At 66.3% G+C, this 13,877-nt stretch carries 14 protein-coding genes; 9 read left to right on the top strand and 5 right to left on the bottom strand.

Going from position 1 to position 13,877, the window contains the following annotated elements:
* The first annotated feature begins 2 nt into the window (after positions 1 to 2).
* The gene (locus ATJ93_RS02715; protein WP_120243091.1) at positions 3 to 413 is read left to right on the top strand and encodes an HIT family protein; all 411 of its coding nucleotides are present in this window, start codon (positions 3 to 5) and stop codon (positions 411 to 413) included.
* Between the two features lie 5 nt (positions 414 to 418).
* On the opposite strand, the gene ATJ93_RS02710 is transcribed toward ATJ93_RS02715, so the two are convergent.
* Together ATJ93_RS02710 and aroA are read right to left on the bottom strand one after the other, a co-directional pair.
* Positions 419 to 1,663: an alkaline phosphatase family protein gene (locus ATJ93_RS02710; protein WP_120243090.1), complete on the bottom strand. Its 1,245-nt coding sequence runs from the start codon at positions 1,661 to 1,663 to the stop codon at positions 419 to 421.
* A gap of 84 nt (positions 1,664 to 1,747) precedes the next feature.
* Positions 1,748 to 3,040 carry a 3-phosphoshikimate 1-carboxyvinyltransferase gene (aroA, locus tag ATJ93_RS02705; protein WP_120243089.1) on the bottom strand — a complete coding sequence of 431 codons (1,293 nt, stop codon included), beginning with the start codon at positions 3,038 to 3,040 and terminating at the stop codon, positions 1,748 to 1,750.
* A 115-nt stretch (positions 3,041 to 3,155) separates the two neighbouring features.
* Between aroA and ATJ93_RS02700 the strand changes: the two genes are divergently transcribed.
* Positions 3,156 to 4,472, top strand: coding sequence for a TIGR00341 family protein (locus ATJ93_RS02700; RefSeq protein WP_120243088.1), 1,317 nt, complete (start codon positions 3,156 to 3,158; stop codon positions 4,470 to 4,472).
* A 69-nt stretch (positions 4,473 to 4,541) separates the two neighbouring features.
* Here the strand turns inward: ATJ93_RS02700 and ATJ93_RS02695 are convergent, their stop codons facing one another.
* Complete coding sequence (locus tag ATJ93_RS02695) at positions 4,542 to 5,735, bottom strand: LolA family protein (RefSeq protein ID WP_120243087.1); 1,194 nt, start codon at positions 5,733 to 5,735, stop codon at positions 4,542 to 4,544.
* Positions 5,736 to 5,867: 132 nt separating this feature from the next.
* On the opposite strand from ATJ93_RS02695, the gene ATJ93_RS02690 reads away from it, so the two are divergent.
* From ATJ93_RS02690 to ATJ93_RS23985, 4 genes are all read left to right on the top strand, one after another.
* On the top strand, positions 5,868 to 7,064 hold the full coding sequence (locus ATJ93_RS02690; RefSeq protein ID WP_120243086.1) for a M24 family metallopeptidase: 1,197 nt from the start codon (positions 5,868 to 5,870) through the stop codon (positions 7,062 to 7,064).
* A 54-nt stretch (positions 7,065 to 7,118) separates the two neighbouring features.
* Positions 7,119 to 8,054, top strand: a complete 936-nt coding sequence (locus ATJ93_RS02685; protein ID WP_120243085.1) for a phosphotransferase family protein — start codon at positions 7,119 to 7,121, stop codon at positions 8,052 to 8,054.
* Between the two features lie 134 nt (positions 8,055 to 8,188).
* Entirely contained in the window at positions 8,189 to 8,488 is a 300-nt protein-coding gene (locus ATJ93_RS02680) for a winged helix-turn-helix domain-containing protein (protein WP_120243084.1), read from the top strand.
* A complete protein-coding gene (locus ATJ93_RS23985) occupies positions 8,485 to 8,901 on the top strand; it encodes a hypothetical protein (RefSeq protein WP_245977497.1) in 417 nt (138 codons plus the stop codon). The genes ATJ93_RS02680 and ATJ93_RS23985 overlap by 4 nt, the downstream gene beginning before the upstream one ends.
* 144 nt (positions 8,902 to 9,045) lie before the next feature.
* Here the strand turns inward: ATJ93_RS23985 and ATJ93_RS02670 are convergent, their stop codons facing one another.
* Positions 9,046 to 9,291, bottom strand: coding sequence for a HalOD1 output domain-containing protein (locus tag ATJ93_RS02670; protein ID WP_120243083.1), 246 nt, complete (start codon positions 9,289 to 9,291; stop codon positions 9,046 to 9,048).
* 2 nt (positions 9,292 to 9,293) lie between these two features.
* Positions 9,294 to 10,316: a S1C family serine protease gene (locus ATJ93_RS02665; protein ID WP_342768841.1), complete on the bottom strand. Its 1,023-nt coding sequence runs from the start codon at positions 10,314 to 10,316 to the stop codon at positions 9,294 to 9,296.
* A gap of 492 nt (positions 10,317 to 10,808) precedes the next feature.
* On the opposite strand from ATJ93_RS02665, the gene ATJ93_RS02660 reads away from it, so the two are divergent.
* The 3 genes from ATJ93_RS02660 to ATJ93_RS02650 are packed head-to-tail and all read left to right on the top strand — an operon-like array spanning position 10,809 to position 13,872.
* On the top strand, positions 10,809 to 12,065 hold the full coding sequence (locus tag ATJ93_RS02660; protein WP_170155502.1) for a CARDB domain-containing protein: 1,257 nt from the start codon (positions 10,809 to 10,811) through the stop codon (positions 12,063 to 12,065).
* Positions 12,062 to 12,724: an ABC transporter ATP-binding protein gene (locus ATJ93_RS02655; protein ID WP_120243080.1), complete on the top strand. Its 663-nt coding sequence runs from the start codon at positions 12,062 to 12,064 to the stop codon at positions 12,722 to 12,724. Before ATJ93_RS02660 ends, ATJ93_RS02655 begins: the two co-directional genes overlap by 4 nt.
* Positions 12,724 to 13,872: an ABC transporter permease gene (locus ATJ93_RS02650; protein ID WP_120243079.1), complete on the top strand. Its 1,149-nt coding sequence runs from the start codon at positions 12,724 to 12,726 to the stop codon at positions 13,870 to 13,872. Before ATJ93_RS02655 ends, ATJ93_RS02650 begins: the two co-directional genes overlap by 1 nt.
* Positions 13,873 to 13,877 lie beyond the last annotated feature (5 nt).

Below are 13,877 nucleotides of genomic sequence, written 5' to 3'. Positions count from 1 at the left end.
GTATGGACGAGGAGTGTCCGTTCTGTCGAGTTATCGAGGGCGAGAAGGACGCCCACGTCGTCTACGAGGACGCGCGGACGATCGCGTTTTTCGACGAGAACCCGGCCTGCGTCGGCCATACGCTCGTCGTGCCGACGGCCCACCGGCCCGACCTGCTCATCGCCGACGCCGAAACCAACGCCGCCGTCTTCGAGACCGTCCGCAAGGTCTCGACCGCGATGGAGGCGACGCTCGAGCCCGACGGGTTCAGCGTCTTCTACTCCACGGGGCCGATCGTCGGCCGCGTCGAGCACGCGCACGTCCACCTCCTGCCCCGGTACGAGGACGACGACATCTCGCTCAGTCTGCGCCGAACCGCCCTCGAGGACGAGACGGCTCGGGAACTGACGGATCGGATCCGCGAGGAACTGTAGGCTCCTCACGCCGAGGACCGCAACGCCGACAGCCGACACGCCGCCAGCGGCACGAGCATCTCATCGGGGTTGAGCCCCCCGTGCATCCCGACCAACTCGAGTTCGTCGGGTTCGTAGTCGCCGCCGTACCAGACGCCCAACTCGCGGTGGGAAACGACGAGGTCGCCCAGCCGCCGCTCGAACGTCGCGGACGGCTCGCAGTCGCCGAACAGCCCCTCCTCGAGGACGGTCTCGCGCCGGAAGATACGGGCGTCGAGCCGAGAACTCAGTTCTTCACGCACGCGCTCGACGGTTCCCTCCCGTAGATGGAGGTGAACGTTGCGCGGACTCCCCGCGTAGCGGATCGGCTCGCCGTCCGGGCCGCGCTCGAGGCTCTCCTCGAGGACGTCGAACGCGGTCAGATCGACGTTCCGGTCGAGGTCGGTGTCGACGTGGCCGTGGTCGGCCGTGACGAGCACCAGCGTCTCCTCGGCCGTCTCGAGGTCGACGGCTGCCAGCGCGTCCTCGAGTTGCGCACACGCTTGCGCGAGCGTTTCGCGGTACTGCTCGGACGTCGTCCCGTGCTGGTGGGCGGCGACGTCGACGTGGGGAACGTACGCGAACGTGTACGACGGCGACGCGGCGGCCGCGAGGGCGTCCTCGAGCGTCTCGCCGAGATTCTCGAGCGCGTCGTACTCGTGGTTCGTCGCGTGCGCCTCGTGTTCCGGGTAGCCCGTGACGTAGCGGACGTCGACCTCGCTCTCGAGGGCCGCGACCCACGGGTCGGCGTCGGCGACATCGTCGGGCTCGAGGCCGGCGGGCGGATTACCCGCCTTGTCGACGAACGGGAGCGCCAGGAACGAGGTGCCGACGGTCGGCTCGTGGACGTTCCAGCCGATCACGCCGTGGTCGGCGGGCAGTGCGCCGGTGTGGTAGGTCGTCATCGCCGCCGCGGTCTCGGAGGGGTAGACCGAGGTCAGCGGCGTGACGGTGCCGCGTTCCGTGAGGCGCTCGAGCAGCGGCACGTCGGTCCGCTCGCTCCGCCAGCGGTTGAGTCCGAGGCCGTCGAGCAGGACGACGAGGACGTTCTCGACGTCCGTCTCGACGCCCCGAAGCGCTTCGTCGGGGAGCGTCCGTCCTGTCTCCGCGCCCAGAATCGACGCGACGGTGTGGGGGACGTTCGCGAAGCAAAACGAGTCGTACCCCGGATAGAGGTAGCCGTCGCGCTCGTACCGGTCGCGGAGCTGGTCCTCGAGGTCGGCCCGGAGCATGAGCGACGGTTCGACGCCGCCGGTCCTAAAAGGTCGGCGAGTATGTCACTGCGTAACGCGGCGGTTTGCCGTTCGAGCGCGATCCTACTCGCTGTGCTCGAGGTCCGCACCCAGCTCGTCGAGCATGTCGAAGAAGCCGGGGAAAGAGACGTCGACGTGGTCGGCACCTTGCACCGTCGTTTCACCGTCGGCGACGAGTCCCGCGAGCGCCAGCGCCATGATGATCCGGTGGTCGCCCCGTCCCTCGACGGTCGCGCCCTCGAGCGTCGACTCGCTGCCGTGGACGGTCAGCGAATCCTGCTCCTCGGTGGTCTCGACGCCCATCTTTCCGAGTTCCTCGGCCATCGCGCTCACGCGATCGGTCTCCTTGTAGCGGACGTGCTCGGCGTTCGTGATGTGCGTGTCGCCGTCCGCCGCGGCACCCAGCGTCGCGATCGTCGGCAGGAGGTCCGGCGTGTCCTCGACGGAGACCTCGATCCCCTCGAGCGAGCCCGCCGCGACGTCGATCGTGCCCGCATTGCGGTCCCAGTCAACGTCGGCGCCCATCCGATCGACGATCTCGACGATGGCGGTGTCGCCCTGCGCGCTCGGGTTGGCGCCCTCGATGCGGACGCCCTCATCGCTGGCGATCGCGCCCGCGGCCAGCGGGTAGGAGATCGACGAGAAGTCGCCGGGGACGGCGTACTCGCCGTCCACAGGGCGGTAGGACTGCCCGCCCTCGACCGCGAACCCCTGTTCGGTCTGCTCGGCGTCGACGCCGTAGGCCTCGAGCAACTCGAGCGTGATGTCGACGTACGGCGCGGACTTGAGTTCGGTCTCGAGGTTGACTTCGATACCCTCCTCGGTGACGGCGCCGGCCATCAGCAGGGCGGTGATGTACTGCGAGGAGACGTCGCCGGGGATCGACACTTCGCCGCCCGAAATCGGGCCGGTGACGACCAGCGGCGCCTGCCCGTTGCCGCGGGTGCTCTCGGCCTCGCCGCCGAGGTCTGCAATGGCCTCGAGCAGCGGCCCTTGGGGCCGCGAGCGCAGCGACTCGTCGCCGGTCAGTACCGACGTGCCGTCGGCGAGCGCTGCCGCGGCGGTCACGAGCCGCATCGTCGTTCCGCTGTTCCCGCAGTCGATGACGTCCGCCGGCACGCCGGGGCGCCCGTCGAACCCCTCGATCTCGAGGGTGCCGTCCTCTCGCCGGTCGACGTCGCCGCCGAACAGTCCGACTGTGCGGGCGGTCGCTCGCGTATCCGCGCTCCAGAGGGCGTCCCGGACGGTCGCCCCGTCGGCGTAGCCCGCGGCGAGGATCGCTCGGTGCGTGTAGCTCTTCGACGGCGGTGCCCGTGCGGTCCCTCGGAGGCTCGAGGGCGTGATAGTGACGTTCATGGTGGGGGTGTCGAGCGGATATCCTATACCGATACCGATCCGAGCGGAGCGATCGGACGGGTCCCCCTGTCGTCTCCGGACCCAGGTTTATCCGCGGCATCGTGGACGTGCGCCCATGCGGCTCGTGGAAATCCTCGTTCCCGAAGAAAAGCGGGACGCCATCGAGGAGACGCTCGAGGACGAGGGGCTCGACTTCACCCTCGTCGCGGAGGAAAGTCGCGAGGAGCCCTCGGTCGTCATCACGTTCCCGTTGCCGGCGCCCGCGGTCGAATCCGTCCTCGATAGGCTCCGGGAGACGGGCATCGAAGAGGACTCCTACACCGTGGTCGTCGAGGCGGAAACCGTCGTCTCCGAGGGGTACGACGAACTCGAGAAGCGGTACGCCCAGAACACCGCGCGTATCTCCCGCGAGGAGATGCAGTCGCACGCGAAGGATCTCACGCCCCAGTTCAACACGTATCTCGTCATGACGATCATGAGCGTGGTCGTCGCGACCGCCGGCCTGTTGCTCGATTCGCCGGCGGTCGTCGTGGGATCGATGGTGATCGCCCCGTTGATCGGCCCGGCGCTCGGCGCGAGCGTCGGCACGGTGATCAACGACCGCGCGCTGTTTCGACGCGGGATCAAGCTCCAGGCGATCGGGCTCGGAGCCGGCGTCGCCACCGCTGCCCTCTTCGCGTTCACTGTCCGGACGACCGGGCTCATTTCGCCGATGCTCAACATCTACGAGATTTCGGAGATCGAGGGCCGGTTAACCCCCGATTTGCTCTCGCTCGCCATCGCGATCGGCGCCGGCGTCGCGGGCGCGTGGACGCTCACCGCGGGCACGTCGACCGCGCTCGTCGGCGTGATGATCGCCGCCGCGCTCGTGCCGCCGCTGGGCGTCGTCGGCATCGGCATCGCGTGGGGCTTGCCGTCGGTCGCCGTCGCCGCGGGCATCCTCGTCCTCGTGAACATACTCACGATCAACATCACCAGTCTCGCTGTCCTCTGGTACAAGGGCTATCGGCCGGATACCTGGTTCCAGCAGGACGAAGCGCGCGTCACTACCCAAAAGCGCGCCGTCGTCTTCGCCGTCACGATCCTCGTCCTCTCGGCGTTTCTCGGCGTCGTCACGTACGACACCTACCGAACCGGGGTGTACGAGGAGGAGGTCAACGAGGACGTGGTCGCCGTTCTCGAGTCGCCCGAGTACGACGACCTCGCGCTCATCGACGTCGCGGTCGACTACGACGACCCGGTTCCGATCCGCCAGCCGGAACGGGTCGTCGTTCGGGTCTCGCATCCGATCGGCACCGATCCGCCGCGGATCAGCGACGGCATTCGATCCCGCGAGAGCGTCGTCGCCGAGTCGGCGATTCAGTTACCGACGGGGCCGCTCATCGAGTCGCACCGCGCCGAGGTGGTCGTCTACTACGTCGAGCGCGGCTAGCCGCGTCGACTCGGCTGGCCGTCCGCGGCGTCCGCGGAGATGCGACCCGCAGTGAGCGTTCGAACGACGTTACGAACAGCCGATCGAGGACGCGATCTCGAGCAGCGGTTCCCGCTCGTCGATCGCGGGACTGGCGACCCGATAACTCAGCCCCGACGTTCCGTTCCCGTCCTCGCACGTCCAGAAGATCGTCTCGAGCCGCCCGTCCTGATGATAGGCCGGGACCGCCATCCCGTCGGCCTCGATCTCCTCGAGCGCGCTCGAATCAGGATTGAATCGCTGGACCTCGCGGACGGCAACGAACAGTTCGCGGCCGTTCACGCCGGGATCGGTGTACCACAGGGTTGCGGTCGTGCCGAACTTTTCGGACCGCTCGACGACGGTGACCCGATCGAGGACGAAGGAGTCGGGGACCGCCGGGTCGGGCAGGTCGTAGGGGACGGCGTCCGCGGCCGCCTCGAGCGAGTCGAAGACGCCGTCGGGCTCGGTTCCCTCCCGTTCGATCTCGGCGTCGGCCGGCGGGTCGTACGTGAACGTTCCCGCGGGCACCCCCTCGTCGATCGCCAGGTCCGCGTAGGTGACCGCCGTCCGGTGGAGGAGTTCGTCGTCGCCGTCGCGAACCACGTTTCGCTCGCCGACCGGGTAGCGGTGCTCGTCGTCGATCAGCACGGTCCGGCTGATCGACAGTTCCTCGAGGTCGGTCGAGGGATCCAGCGGAATCGCGTACACCGAGTCGCCGACGACGAGTTCGATCGCCGGGCCCGTCTCCTCGAGCGGCGACCGCGCCTCGATTGCGTGGGCCTCGCGGTCGTCGACGGTCTCGGTACCGGCGTACTCGAGCCGGTACGACTCGCGCAGTTTCTCGAGGATGAGCCGCGTCCGATCGGTATCGGTCTTGTTGGGGTGGAACTGCTTCTCGACGACGTTCCGCTCGGGGTCGTACTCCCAGGTGACCGTCCGATTGGTGACCGCGACCGAGTCCGCCGGCTCCTGCGGGTCGGTCGAGTCGACGACCTCGATGCGCTTCGCGGCCGGCGGGCGCGAGAACACGCGCTCGGTCCGACCGGCGGACGTCGTCGGCGTCTCGAGTTGCACCCGGCGTGTCGCCGCGAGGTCGGTCAGCCCGGCGCGGGTTTCGATGGCCTCCCGCAGGAGCGCGTCGCTCGAGGGGTCGTCAGCGTCGGCATCGGCGTCGCTCCCGGGAACGCTAACGCATCCCGCAAGCGCGGCCGCGCCCGCCGTCAGGAGCCGTCGACGTCGCATACACGACCGATTGGATCGTAAATTGATAAGTCTGTATGTCCGTTTAGCAGCGTGTAACAGCTCGAACAGGTTACGTCGATCCCGGCTTCCGCGATCCGCGAAATTATGTGCCCGCCGGCCGCACGGACGCGTATGAACGTCGATCCCGATCTGTCCCCGCTCCGCGAGGCCGTCGCGTCGGCCGGTGCGGACGGCTACCTCATCGACGACGACGCGACGGACTCCGACCAGCGGTACGTCTCCGGCTTCACGGCGCCGGACCCCTACCAGACGCTCGTCACCGACGACGGCGTCCACCTGCTCGTCTCCGGCCTCGAGTACGGTCGGGCGACCGCCGAAAGCGGCGCAGACACGGTTACGCGCCGCGCCGCCTACGACTACCAACAACTCGTCGCGGAACACGGCCCGCACGACGGGAAGATCCGGATGCTCGAGGCCTTCCTCGAAGACCAGGGCGTCGAGACGGTCGCCGTCCCGCGGAACTTCCCGACGGGAACCGCGGACGGACTGCGCGACCGGGGCGTCGACGTCACGGTCGAATCCGAGGGCGTCGTCGAGGAGATCCGCGCGACCAAGACCGACTGGGAAGTCGACCAGATTCACCAGACCCAGCGGGCCAACGAAGCCGCGATGGCTCGCGCCGAGGAACTGATCGCGACCGCCGATATCGCGGAGGACGGCACGCTCGTCCACGACGGCGAGCCGCTCACCAGCGAGTTCGTCGCCGAGGAGATCGAAGTCACGCTCCTGCGTCACGGCTGCAGCCTCGACGAGACGATCGTCGCCTGCGGCGCCGACGCCGCTGATCCCCACGATCGGGGCAGCGGCCCGCTCGAGGCGGACGAACTGATCGTGATCGACATCTTCCCGAAGGACAAGGAGACGGGATATTTCGGCGACATGACCCGGACCTTCGCTCGCGGCGACCCGAGCGACGAGGCCCGACGGCGGTACGACGTAACGCGGGAAGCCTTCGAGGCCGCCCTCGAGGCGATCGAACCCGGCGCGACGGGCGCGGACGTCCACGGCGCGGCCTGCGACGTGATCGAAGAGGCCGGCTACGAGACGCTGCGCAGCGACCCGAGCACCGAGACGGGCTTTATCCACAGCACCGGCCACGGCGTCGGGCTGGATATCCACGAACAGCCGAGCGTCTCCCCGTCGGGCGGCGATCTCGAGCCGGGCCACGTCGTCACGATCGAGCCGGGGATCTACGACCCCGACGTCGGCGGCGTCCGTATCGAGGATCTGGTCGTCGTCACCGAGGACGGCTACGAGAACCTGACCGACTACCGCGTGGGTCTCGAGCCGGTCGCCGAGTCCGACTAACGGCACATCGTCCGTTCCCTCTACGCGATGGTGGCTCCGTAGTGAGTTCCTCTCATGACCGAACACGAACGCATCGCAGCAACGCTCAAGCCGTACGCCGACGAGCCGACCGTCGTCCGCGAGTTACACGACGTCCCGCCCTACCGCGTCTACGAGGTTCGGCTCGATGGTCGTCGAGCCGTCCTGAAACGCGACGCCCATCCGCGAGGGCACGCCGCCGACGAAGGACGGGTCCACGAGTACGTCGCTCAACGCACTGAAGCACCGGTTCCCGACGTCATTGCCGTCGGCGACGACCACTACGTCACGGCATGGTCCGACACGATCGCACAGACGCCCGAGACGCTCGACGTGAACTGGGCTCGAGCAGCCGGTGCCTGGCTCGGAGCCCTACACGACGACACAGTCGGCGCGTTCGACGGTTACGGACGGCCTCGAGACAGCGGCTCGGGGCTCGAACTCGAGGGCCACAGTGACTGGGTCGACGCCCTGATGGCGAAGATCGACTACCATCGCGCGTACCTCGAGGAGTTCGGCTACGCAGATACCGCGGACGCTGTCCTGCAGTTTCTGCGGACGCATCCGCACGCGCTCGACGGCGCCGGCGAGCCCGTGCTCTGTCACGGTGACGTCCATCCCGAGCACGTCGCATCGGTGGGGGAGACGACCGCGGCCATCGACTTCGAACACGCGCTCGTCGCCCCGGCCGAGTACGACTACTGGCGAACGGCGATTCCGTACCTCGAGATGCGCGACGACGTCGACGACGCAGTACGACGCGCGTTTCGCGACGGCTACGAATTCGTCCGCTCGCTCCCTGCTGACCTCGAGTCTCAGCACCCGATCTATCGCGCGATCACCGGCGTCGCGTTCCTCGAGTCGGTCTTCCTCCAGCGAAACGTCGCCCCGGAGCGACGCCCGGCTGTCGCTGATCGATTGCGCGAGGCCGTCTCCGATGCGCTCGTAGACTGCCGCGACGCGAGTTCCTGAACCCGGCCCCGGTCGTATTGGCTCTCGCTGGCCACCGCGTCGACTCGAGACTCGACTACCGACCGCCGGTTCGGCGACCGAACGTATCGATATCCCGGAATCTATTTTTACGCGTTGTCCCGAGGTCCATTCGTATGCGCCAGCTCCTGTGGTGGCTCATCGGCGGTTCCCGGGGCGGGCACAACCGCCTTCGAATCGTCCGGACGCTACAGGAGCGGCCGATGAACACGAACCAGTTGGCCGAGGACCTCGATCTGAACTACAAGACGGTCCAGCACCACCTCGAGGTGCTCGAGGAGAACGACATCGTCACGACGCAGGGCGACAACTACGGTCAGCTGTACTTCTTGTCGGATCGCATGGAACAGAACCTCGACATCCTGGAGGAGATCGTCGAGCAAGCGGATATCGACCCTGATCCCACCGACCAATGATACGCGAACTCAGTGCACCGGCGAAAACGGCGCTCGTCACCGGAATCGCAACGGTGTTCGGGCTGTTGAGCACCGTCATCCTACCGAACGTTCCGCTCCCGGCCCGGGCGCCGACGCTCGAGGTCGTCCACCTGTTGATCCGGATGGAGCTGTTCATCACGACGTTCAACCTCGTGTTGCTGGTCGCGCTGACGTGGTCGTACGTCTCGCTCTACCGGGACCTGCCGAACAAGTACAGCATGAGCCTCGTGGTTCTGAGTCTCGCGCTCGTCCTGTACGCGATCAGTTCGAATCCGCTCGTCCAGTTGCTGTTCGGCTTTCCGCCGGTGAGCGACCTCGGGCCCTTCGGGTTCATTCCGGACGTGTTCGTCGGCTTCGCGATCATCGTGCTGTTCTACCAGAGCCAGACCTAGCCCGGGTCGTCCGTCGCGTATCGGCGGTCATCTCCCTGCTCTGGCTCGATTGCTGGAAGTCTATTCCGCTATCGCTCGAGCGATCGACGTGCAAAACAGTGCCGTCCCGAGGACGGGCAGCCACCGATCGCTATCGACGTGCGGTCACCGGCCCCCGACACGCGGCCCCTGCTGGCGGACCGTCACTCGGGTCGGCGTCGCCCGCACGGCACAGCCCGCGTAGTCGAACGTGACCATCACCTCGTCGGCGGCAGCGAGGAGCCGGTCGAGCGCATCCGCATCGAAGTGCTCCCCCAGCGGCGGCAACTCGAGCGGATCGACACCTCTGACGTCCGCCACGGCGCGAACGATCGTCCAAACCGACCGTCCGTCGTCAATTCGTCGCTCCATCGTTAGACCCGCGGCCGCGGTCGCGTGCCGAGGGTCAGTTCCACCGATTGCTCCTGTCCATCGCGGATGACCGTCACCGAAATCGTCTCGTCCGGACTCGTCTCGAGCGCCAGGTAGCTCGAGAGTTCTTCCAGCGAAGCGATCTCAGTTCCGTCCAGCGCGACGATGATATCGCCGCCCGTCGGCACCCGCGTTCCGTCGACGACTGCGGTTCCGGTGCTCGGTTGCAGCACGCCGTCGGACGGCCCGCCGGACCGGACGCGCTCGACGATCACGCCGCGGGGATTCTCGAGGTCGTTGGGCTCGGCGATAGCCGGCGTCACGGTCGCGAGCGAGACGCCCATGTACGCGTGGTCGTACTCGCCGTTCTCGATGAGCGAGGGGACGACCCGCTGTGCGAGCGCCGCGGAGATGCCGAAGGCGATGTTGTCGCCGCCGCCGGAGTTGATGACGGCGATCACCTTCCCGTCCAGCGAGACGATCGGACCGCCGCTGTTGCCGGGGTTCGCCGCGGCGTCGGTCTGGACCGCGTCGGGGATGTCGTAGCCTAGCGAACTCGGGAGCGACCGGTTGACGCCGCTGACAACGCCTGTCGTGAGCGTGCCGTCGAGCCCGTAGGGATTGCCGATGACCAGCACTTCCTCGCCGACGACCGGGTCGCCGTCGATGAACGGCAGGGGCGTCGCGTACTCCGGCCGCTCGTCGACCCGGACCGCGGCGAGGTCGCTGTAGACGTCGGTGCCGACGACCGTCCCCGACCGCCACTCGCCGTTCCGGAACCGGACGTCGAGTTCGGTCGCGTCCCCGACGACGTGGGCGTTCGTCACGAGGTGCGATTCGTCGTAGACGAACCCCGTCCCCTGCCCGGACGACGTTTCCATCTGGGTGACCGAGTCGACGGCCGATTCGTACACCGACGCGTAGTCCCCGTTCGACGGCGGATCCCGGTTCGCATCTGATTGATTGGCCGTCGACTGCGATGTCTCGGCGCTCGTCCCGCTGTCGTCCGTGTTTGCGCCTGGCATCGTACAACCCGCGAGCGCAGTCGTTGCCGTCACCCCGAGACCTTGAAGGAGTCGCCGTCGCGATACTGGTTCGCGAGACATTTACGAGCGAATATCCACTGCCAATACCTGTTTCTTTCCCGAGTTTGGTTCCAACTTCCGGGAAAATTAGACCCAAATCGAAGCGGTCGACGGCTGCCGGTCGGTAGATGTTGTGTGGGGTGTCCGTCAGCGAGAACAGTACCCAGTCGAAGCCAACTGGAACCCGCCGATCCGGGATCATCCGTCCGACAGACGAGAATTTGGGTCTGAATTGCAATATCTCTCCCCTTAATTCAGGAAATGAAATAAGTCACTGCAGTAATGAGACGCGAACGTGACAGTGAAAAAACTATTTCAGGACGGTTTACGGATGTGGTGGGAAGCGAAGACGTCCGCGTGCGGTACGAGTTCGCCGCGCGCTTATCGTACGTGCGCGACGGGGGTGAAGTCGCAGTGAGACGTTTTAGAACGGTGCTTCTCGCTGCTATTCTCGTTGCTACGTCGGCGACGGCTGCCGCGCCAGCCAGCGGCTCCCAACCAGATATCGCCGTCGAATCAGTCTCCGTGTCGGCCGACCAACTGGTCGCAGGGGACAGCGAAACGGTCACTGTCACCGTTGCAAACCGGCAGACCAGCGAGAAAGCGGTCTCCCTCGAGGAAGTCTTCATCCGAGAACGTGGCAGCTATAGCAACGAGGACGTGTACGGTCGAACGTCCACGTCAATCGGTTCGATCTCGCCGGGCAACAGTCAGGACGTGCCGGTCGAACTCTCCATCGACAAGCCGGGTGAGTACGATCTGACCGTGTACGCGACGGTCGAAGACGACGACGGTATCGAACACCGTGTCAGTTACCCGCTGGACGTAACGGTCACGAAGGCGGTGATCGACTGGGACATCTCGACGACGGTCCAGTCGTCCGCGTCCGGGACTGAAGGCGATGGCGAGGGCGAGGGCGACGGCAATAGCAACGACAACAGCGAAGACGTACTCGCCGTCGACGTCAACAACTTCGGAACGGCGCCCCTCGAGGATGCCGCGCTGAACGTCACTCAGGGCGGCGAAGTTATCGAACGAGCGCTCGTGGGAGACATCGCCGCTCACTCGAGTGCGACCGTTGAGTTCGATCCCGATAAGTTCGAGCCGCGGCCCGCGCGGTTCACGCTCGAGTACGAGTCGGTAGGCGGATCGTACACGGACTCAATGTTGCGTGATCTTTCGGACACGCTCAGCGACGACATTCCGGGCGAGATTCGGTTGACCGGAACCGAAACGTCACAGGGCGTCGACGGCCTAACGATTCAGGGTGAAGCCGCGAATATTGGCGGTACGGACGTCGAGTCGGTGCTCGTGAGTGTCCAGAACACGGAACGCGTCTCGCCGACGGCTCCGTCCGGCGAGTACTTCGTCGGCTCGGTCGACGCTAGCGAGTTCGCCACCTTCGAGCTGACGGCGGACGCACAAAGCGAGATGTCGTCGGTCCCCATCAAGATCGAGTACATCGTCGAGGACGAACGGGTGACGACGACCCAGCAAGTGGATATCGACGCTGCGGGCGCGTCGGCAGTCGGAACGAACGTGCAAGCGGCCGCCGCGAACGCCGAACGGGGACCGCCCGGTGGAACGAGCGGTGACGGCGGACTGCCGCTGACCACGATCGGGCTCGCGATCGCCGTACTCGTCATCGCTGGGGGCGGCTTCACGATCTATCGCTGGCGCAACCCATGAGCGTCATCGAACTCGAGCGGGTCGTCAAGCGGTATCGGAGCGGCGAGCAGACCGTCGAAGCGCTGAAGGGGATCGACTTCAGTGCCGCCCGTGGGGAGATGGTCACCATCATCGGGCCCTCGGGTTCGGGGAAGAGCACGTTACTCAACATGATCGGCCTGCTCGATACGCCGACGGAGGGCACAGTCCGGCTGAACGACCGCGTGGTGACCGACTTCACGATTGACGAACTCACGGAAGAGCGCCGTTCGGGGATTGGCTTCGTCTTCCAGGATTTCCACCTGCTCCCGATGCTCACCGCGCTCGAGAACGTCGAGCTCCCCTCGATGTGGAACACGTCGGTCGACCGCTGCGACCGGGCCCGGGACCTTCTCGAGCGAGTCGGACTCGGCGACCGGCTCGAGCACACGCCCGAACAGCTCTCGGGCGGCCAGCGCCAGCGGGTCGCCATCGCTCGCGCGCTGATCAACGAGCCCGAGATCCTCCTCGCGGACGAACCGACGGGAAATTTAGATCAGGACACCGGCCGGACGATCCTCGAGGAGATGACGCGGCTGAAGGAGGAGGAAGACATCGCGATCGTGTCGGTGACCCACGATGAGCAGATGGTTGACTACGCGGATCGAGCCGTTCGACTCGTCGACGGAGTGATCAAGTAATGGGGATCGCGGATCTGCTATGGCGGTTTCCGAGCGCCCAGATGGCGTGGCGCAACCTCGGCCGTAACCGCGTCCGGACGGCGCTGGCGGCGCTGGGAATCGTCATCGGCGTCGTTGCCATTGCGTCGCTGGGTATCACCGGTGTGGCTCTCCAGCAACAGGCCTCGTCGAATCTTGACGACCTCACGAACGAGGTGACGGTGTCATCCGGTGAAGATAGCGATACAGCCGGCGTCACCGCCGATCGGGTGAGACGCATCCGCGGGATCGCCGACGACGCCACCGTGGTACCGGAGTACTCCAATCGGACGACGCTCACATCACGAAGTGGGCAGGAAGAGATAGTCTCCGTCACCGGGGTGACCCAGGCCAGCGCGCAGTACAACGTGTCGGCGGGCGAGGAACCGGACCGGCTCCAGTCGGGCGCCCTGCTCACAGAGAGCACGGCTACCAAACTGGGGCTCGATCTCGGCGATCCCGTCACGTACGACGGACAACTCTACCGCATCCGCGGCCTCATCGAGTCCGATCAAGGGTTCGGACTCACGGGAGGCGGCGAACTCGTCCTGCCGGAGGCGGCGCTGGCCGACCAGGGAAACTATAACTCGGTCACAATCGTGGCCGAGGACGGTGACGCGGCGACCGAGATCGCCGCCACCCTCAACGAGCGCTTCAACACCGAGGAGAACGAAGAGTTGAGGGTCTCAAGCTACGGGTACGCCCAGGAAAACATCGGGTCGTTCATGAACACCCTCAACCTCGCGCTGCTCGGCATCGGCTCGATCTCGCTGATCGTCGCGAGCGTGGCCATCCTCAACGTAATGCTGATGAGCACGATCGAACGGCGCGGCGAGATCGGCGTGCTCCGGGCGGTCGGCATTCGCCGCGGCGAGGTGCTCCGCATGATCCTGGCCGAAGCCGGTTTCCTCGGCGCGATCGGCGGCCTGATCGGTGCACTCGTGTCGTTGGCCATCGGATTCGTTATCTTCCGAACGATCGTGGGGGACGCGATGCTCGTCTTCGACTGGCTGAGCCTGCGATATCTGATTTACGGCTTCGGCTTCGCCGTCGTTGCGAGCGTCCTGAGTGGCCTCTATCCGGCTTGGAAGGCAGCGAACGACCGACCGGTCGAGGCGCTGCGCGGATAGCTTCT

Source organism: Halopiger aswanensis (genome assembly GCF_003610195.1).
Classification (GTDB): Archaea; Halobacteriota; Halobacteria; order Halobacteriales; family Natrialbaceae; genus Halopiger; species Halopiger aswanensis.
Note: the sequence above shows the minus strand (reverse complement) of the source record. Positions and strands in the feature narration are given on the sequence as shown.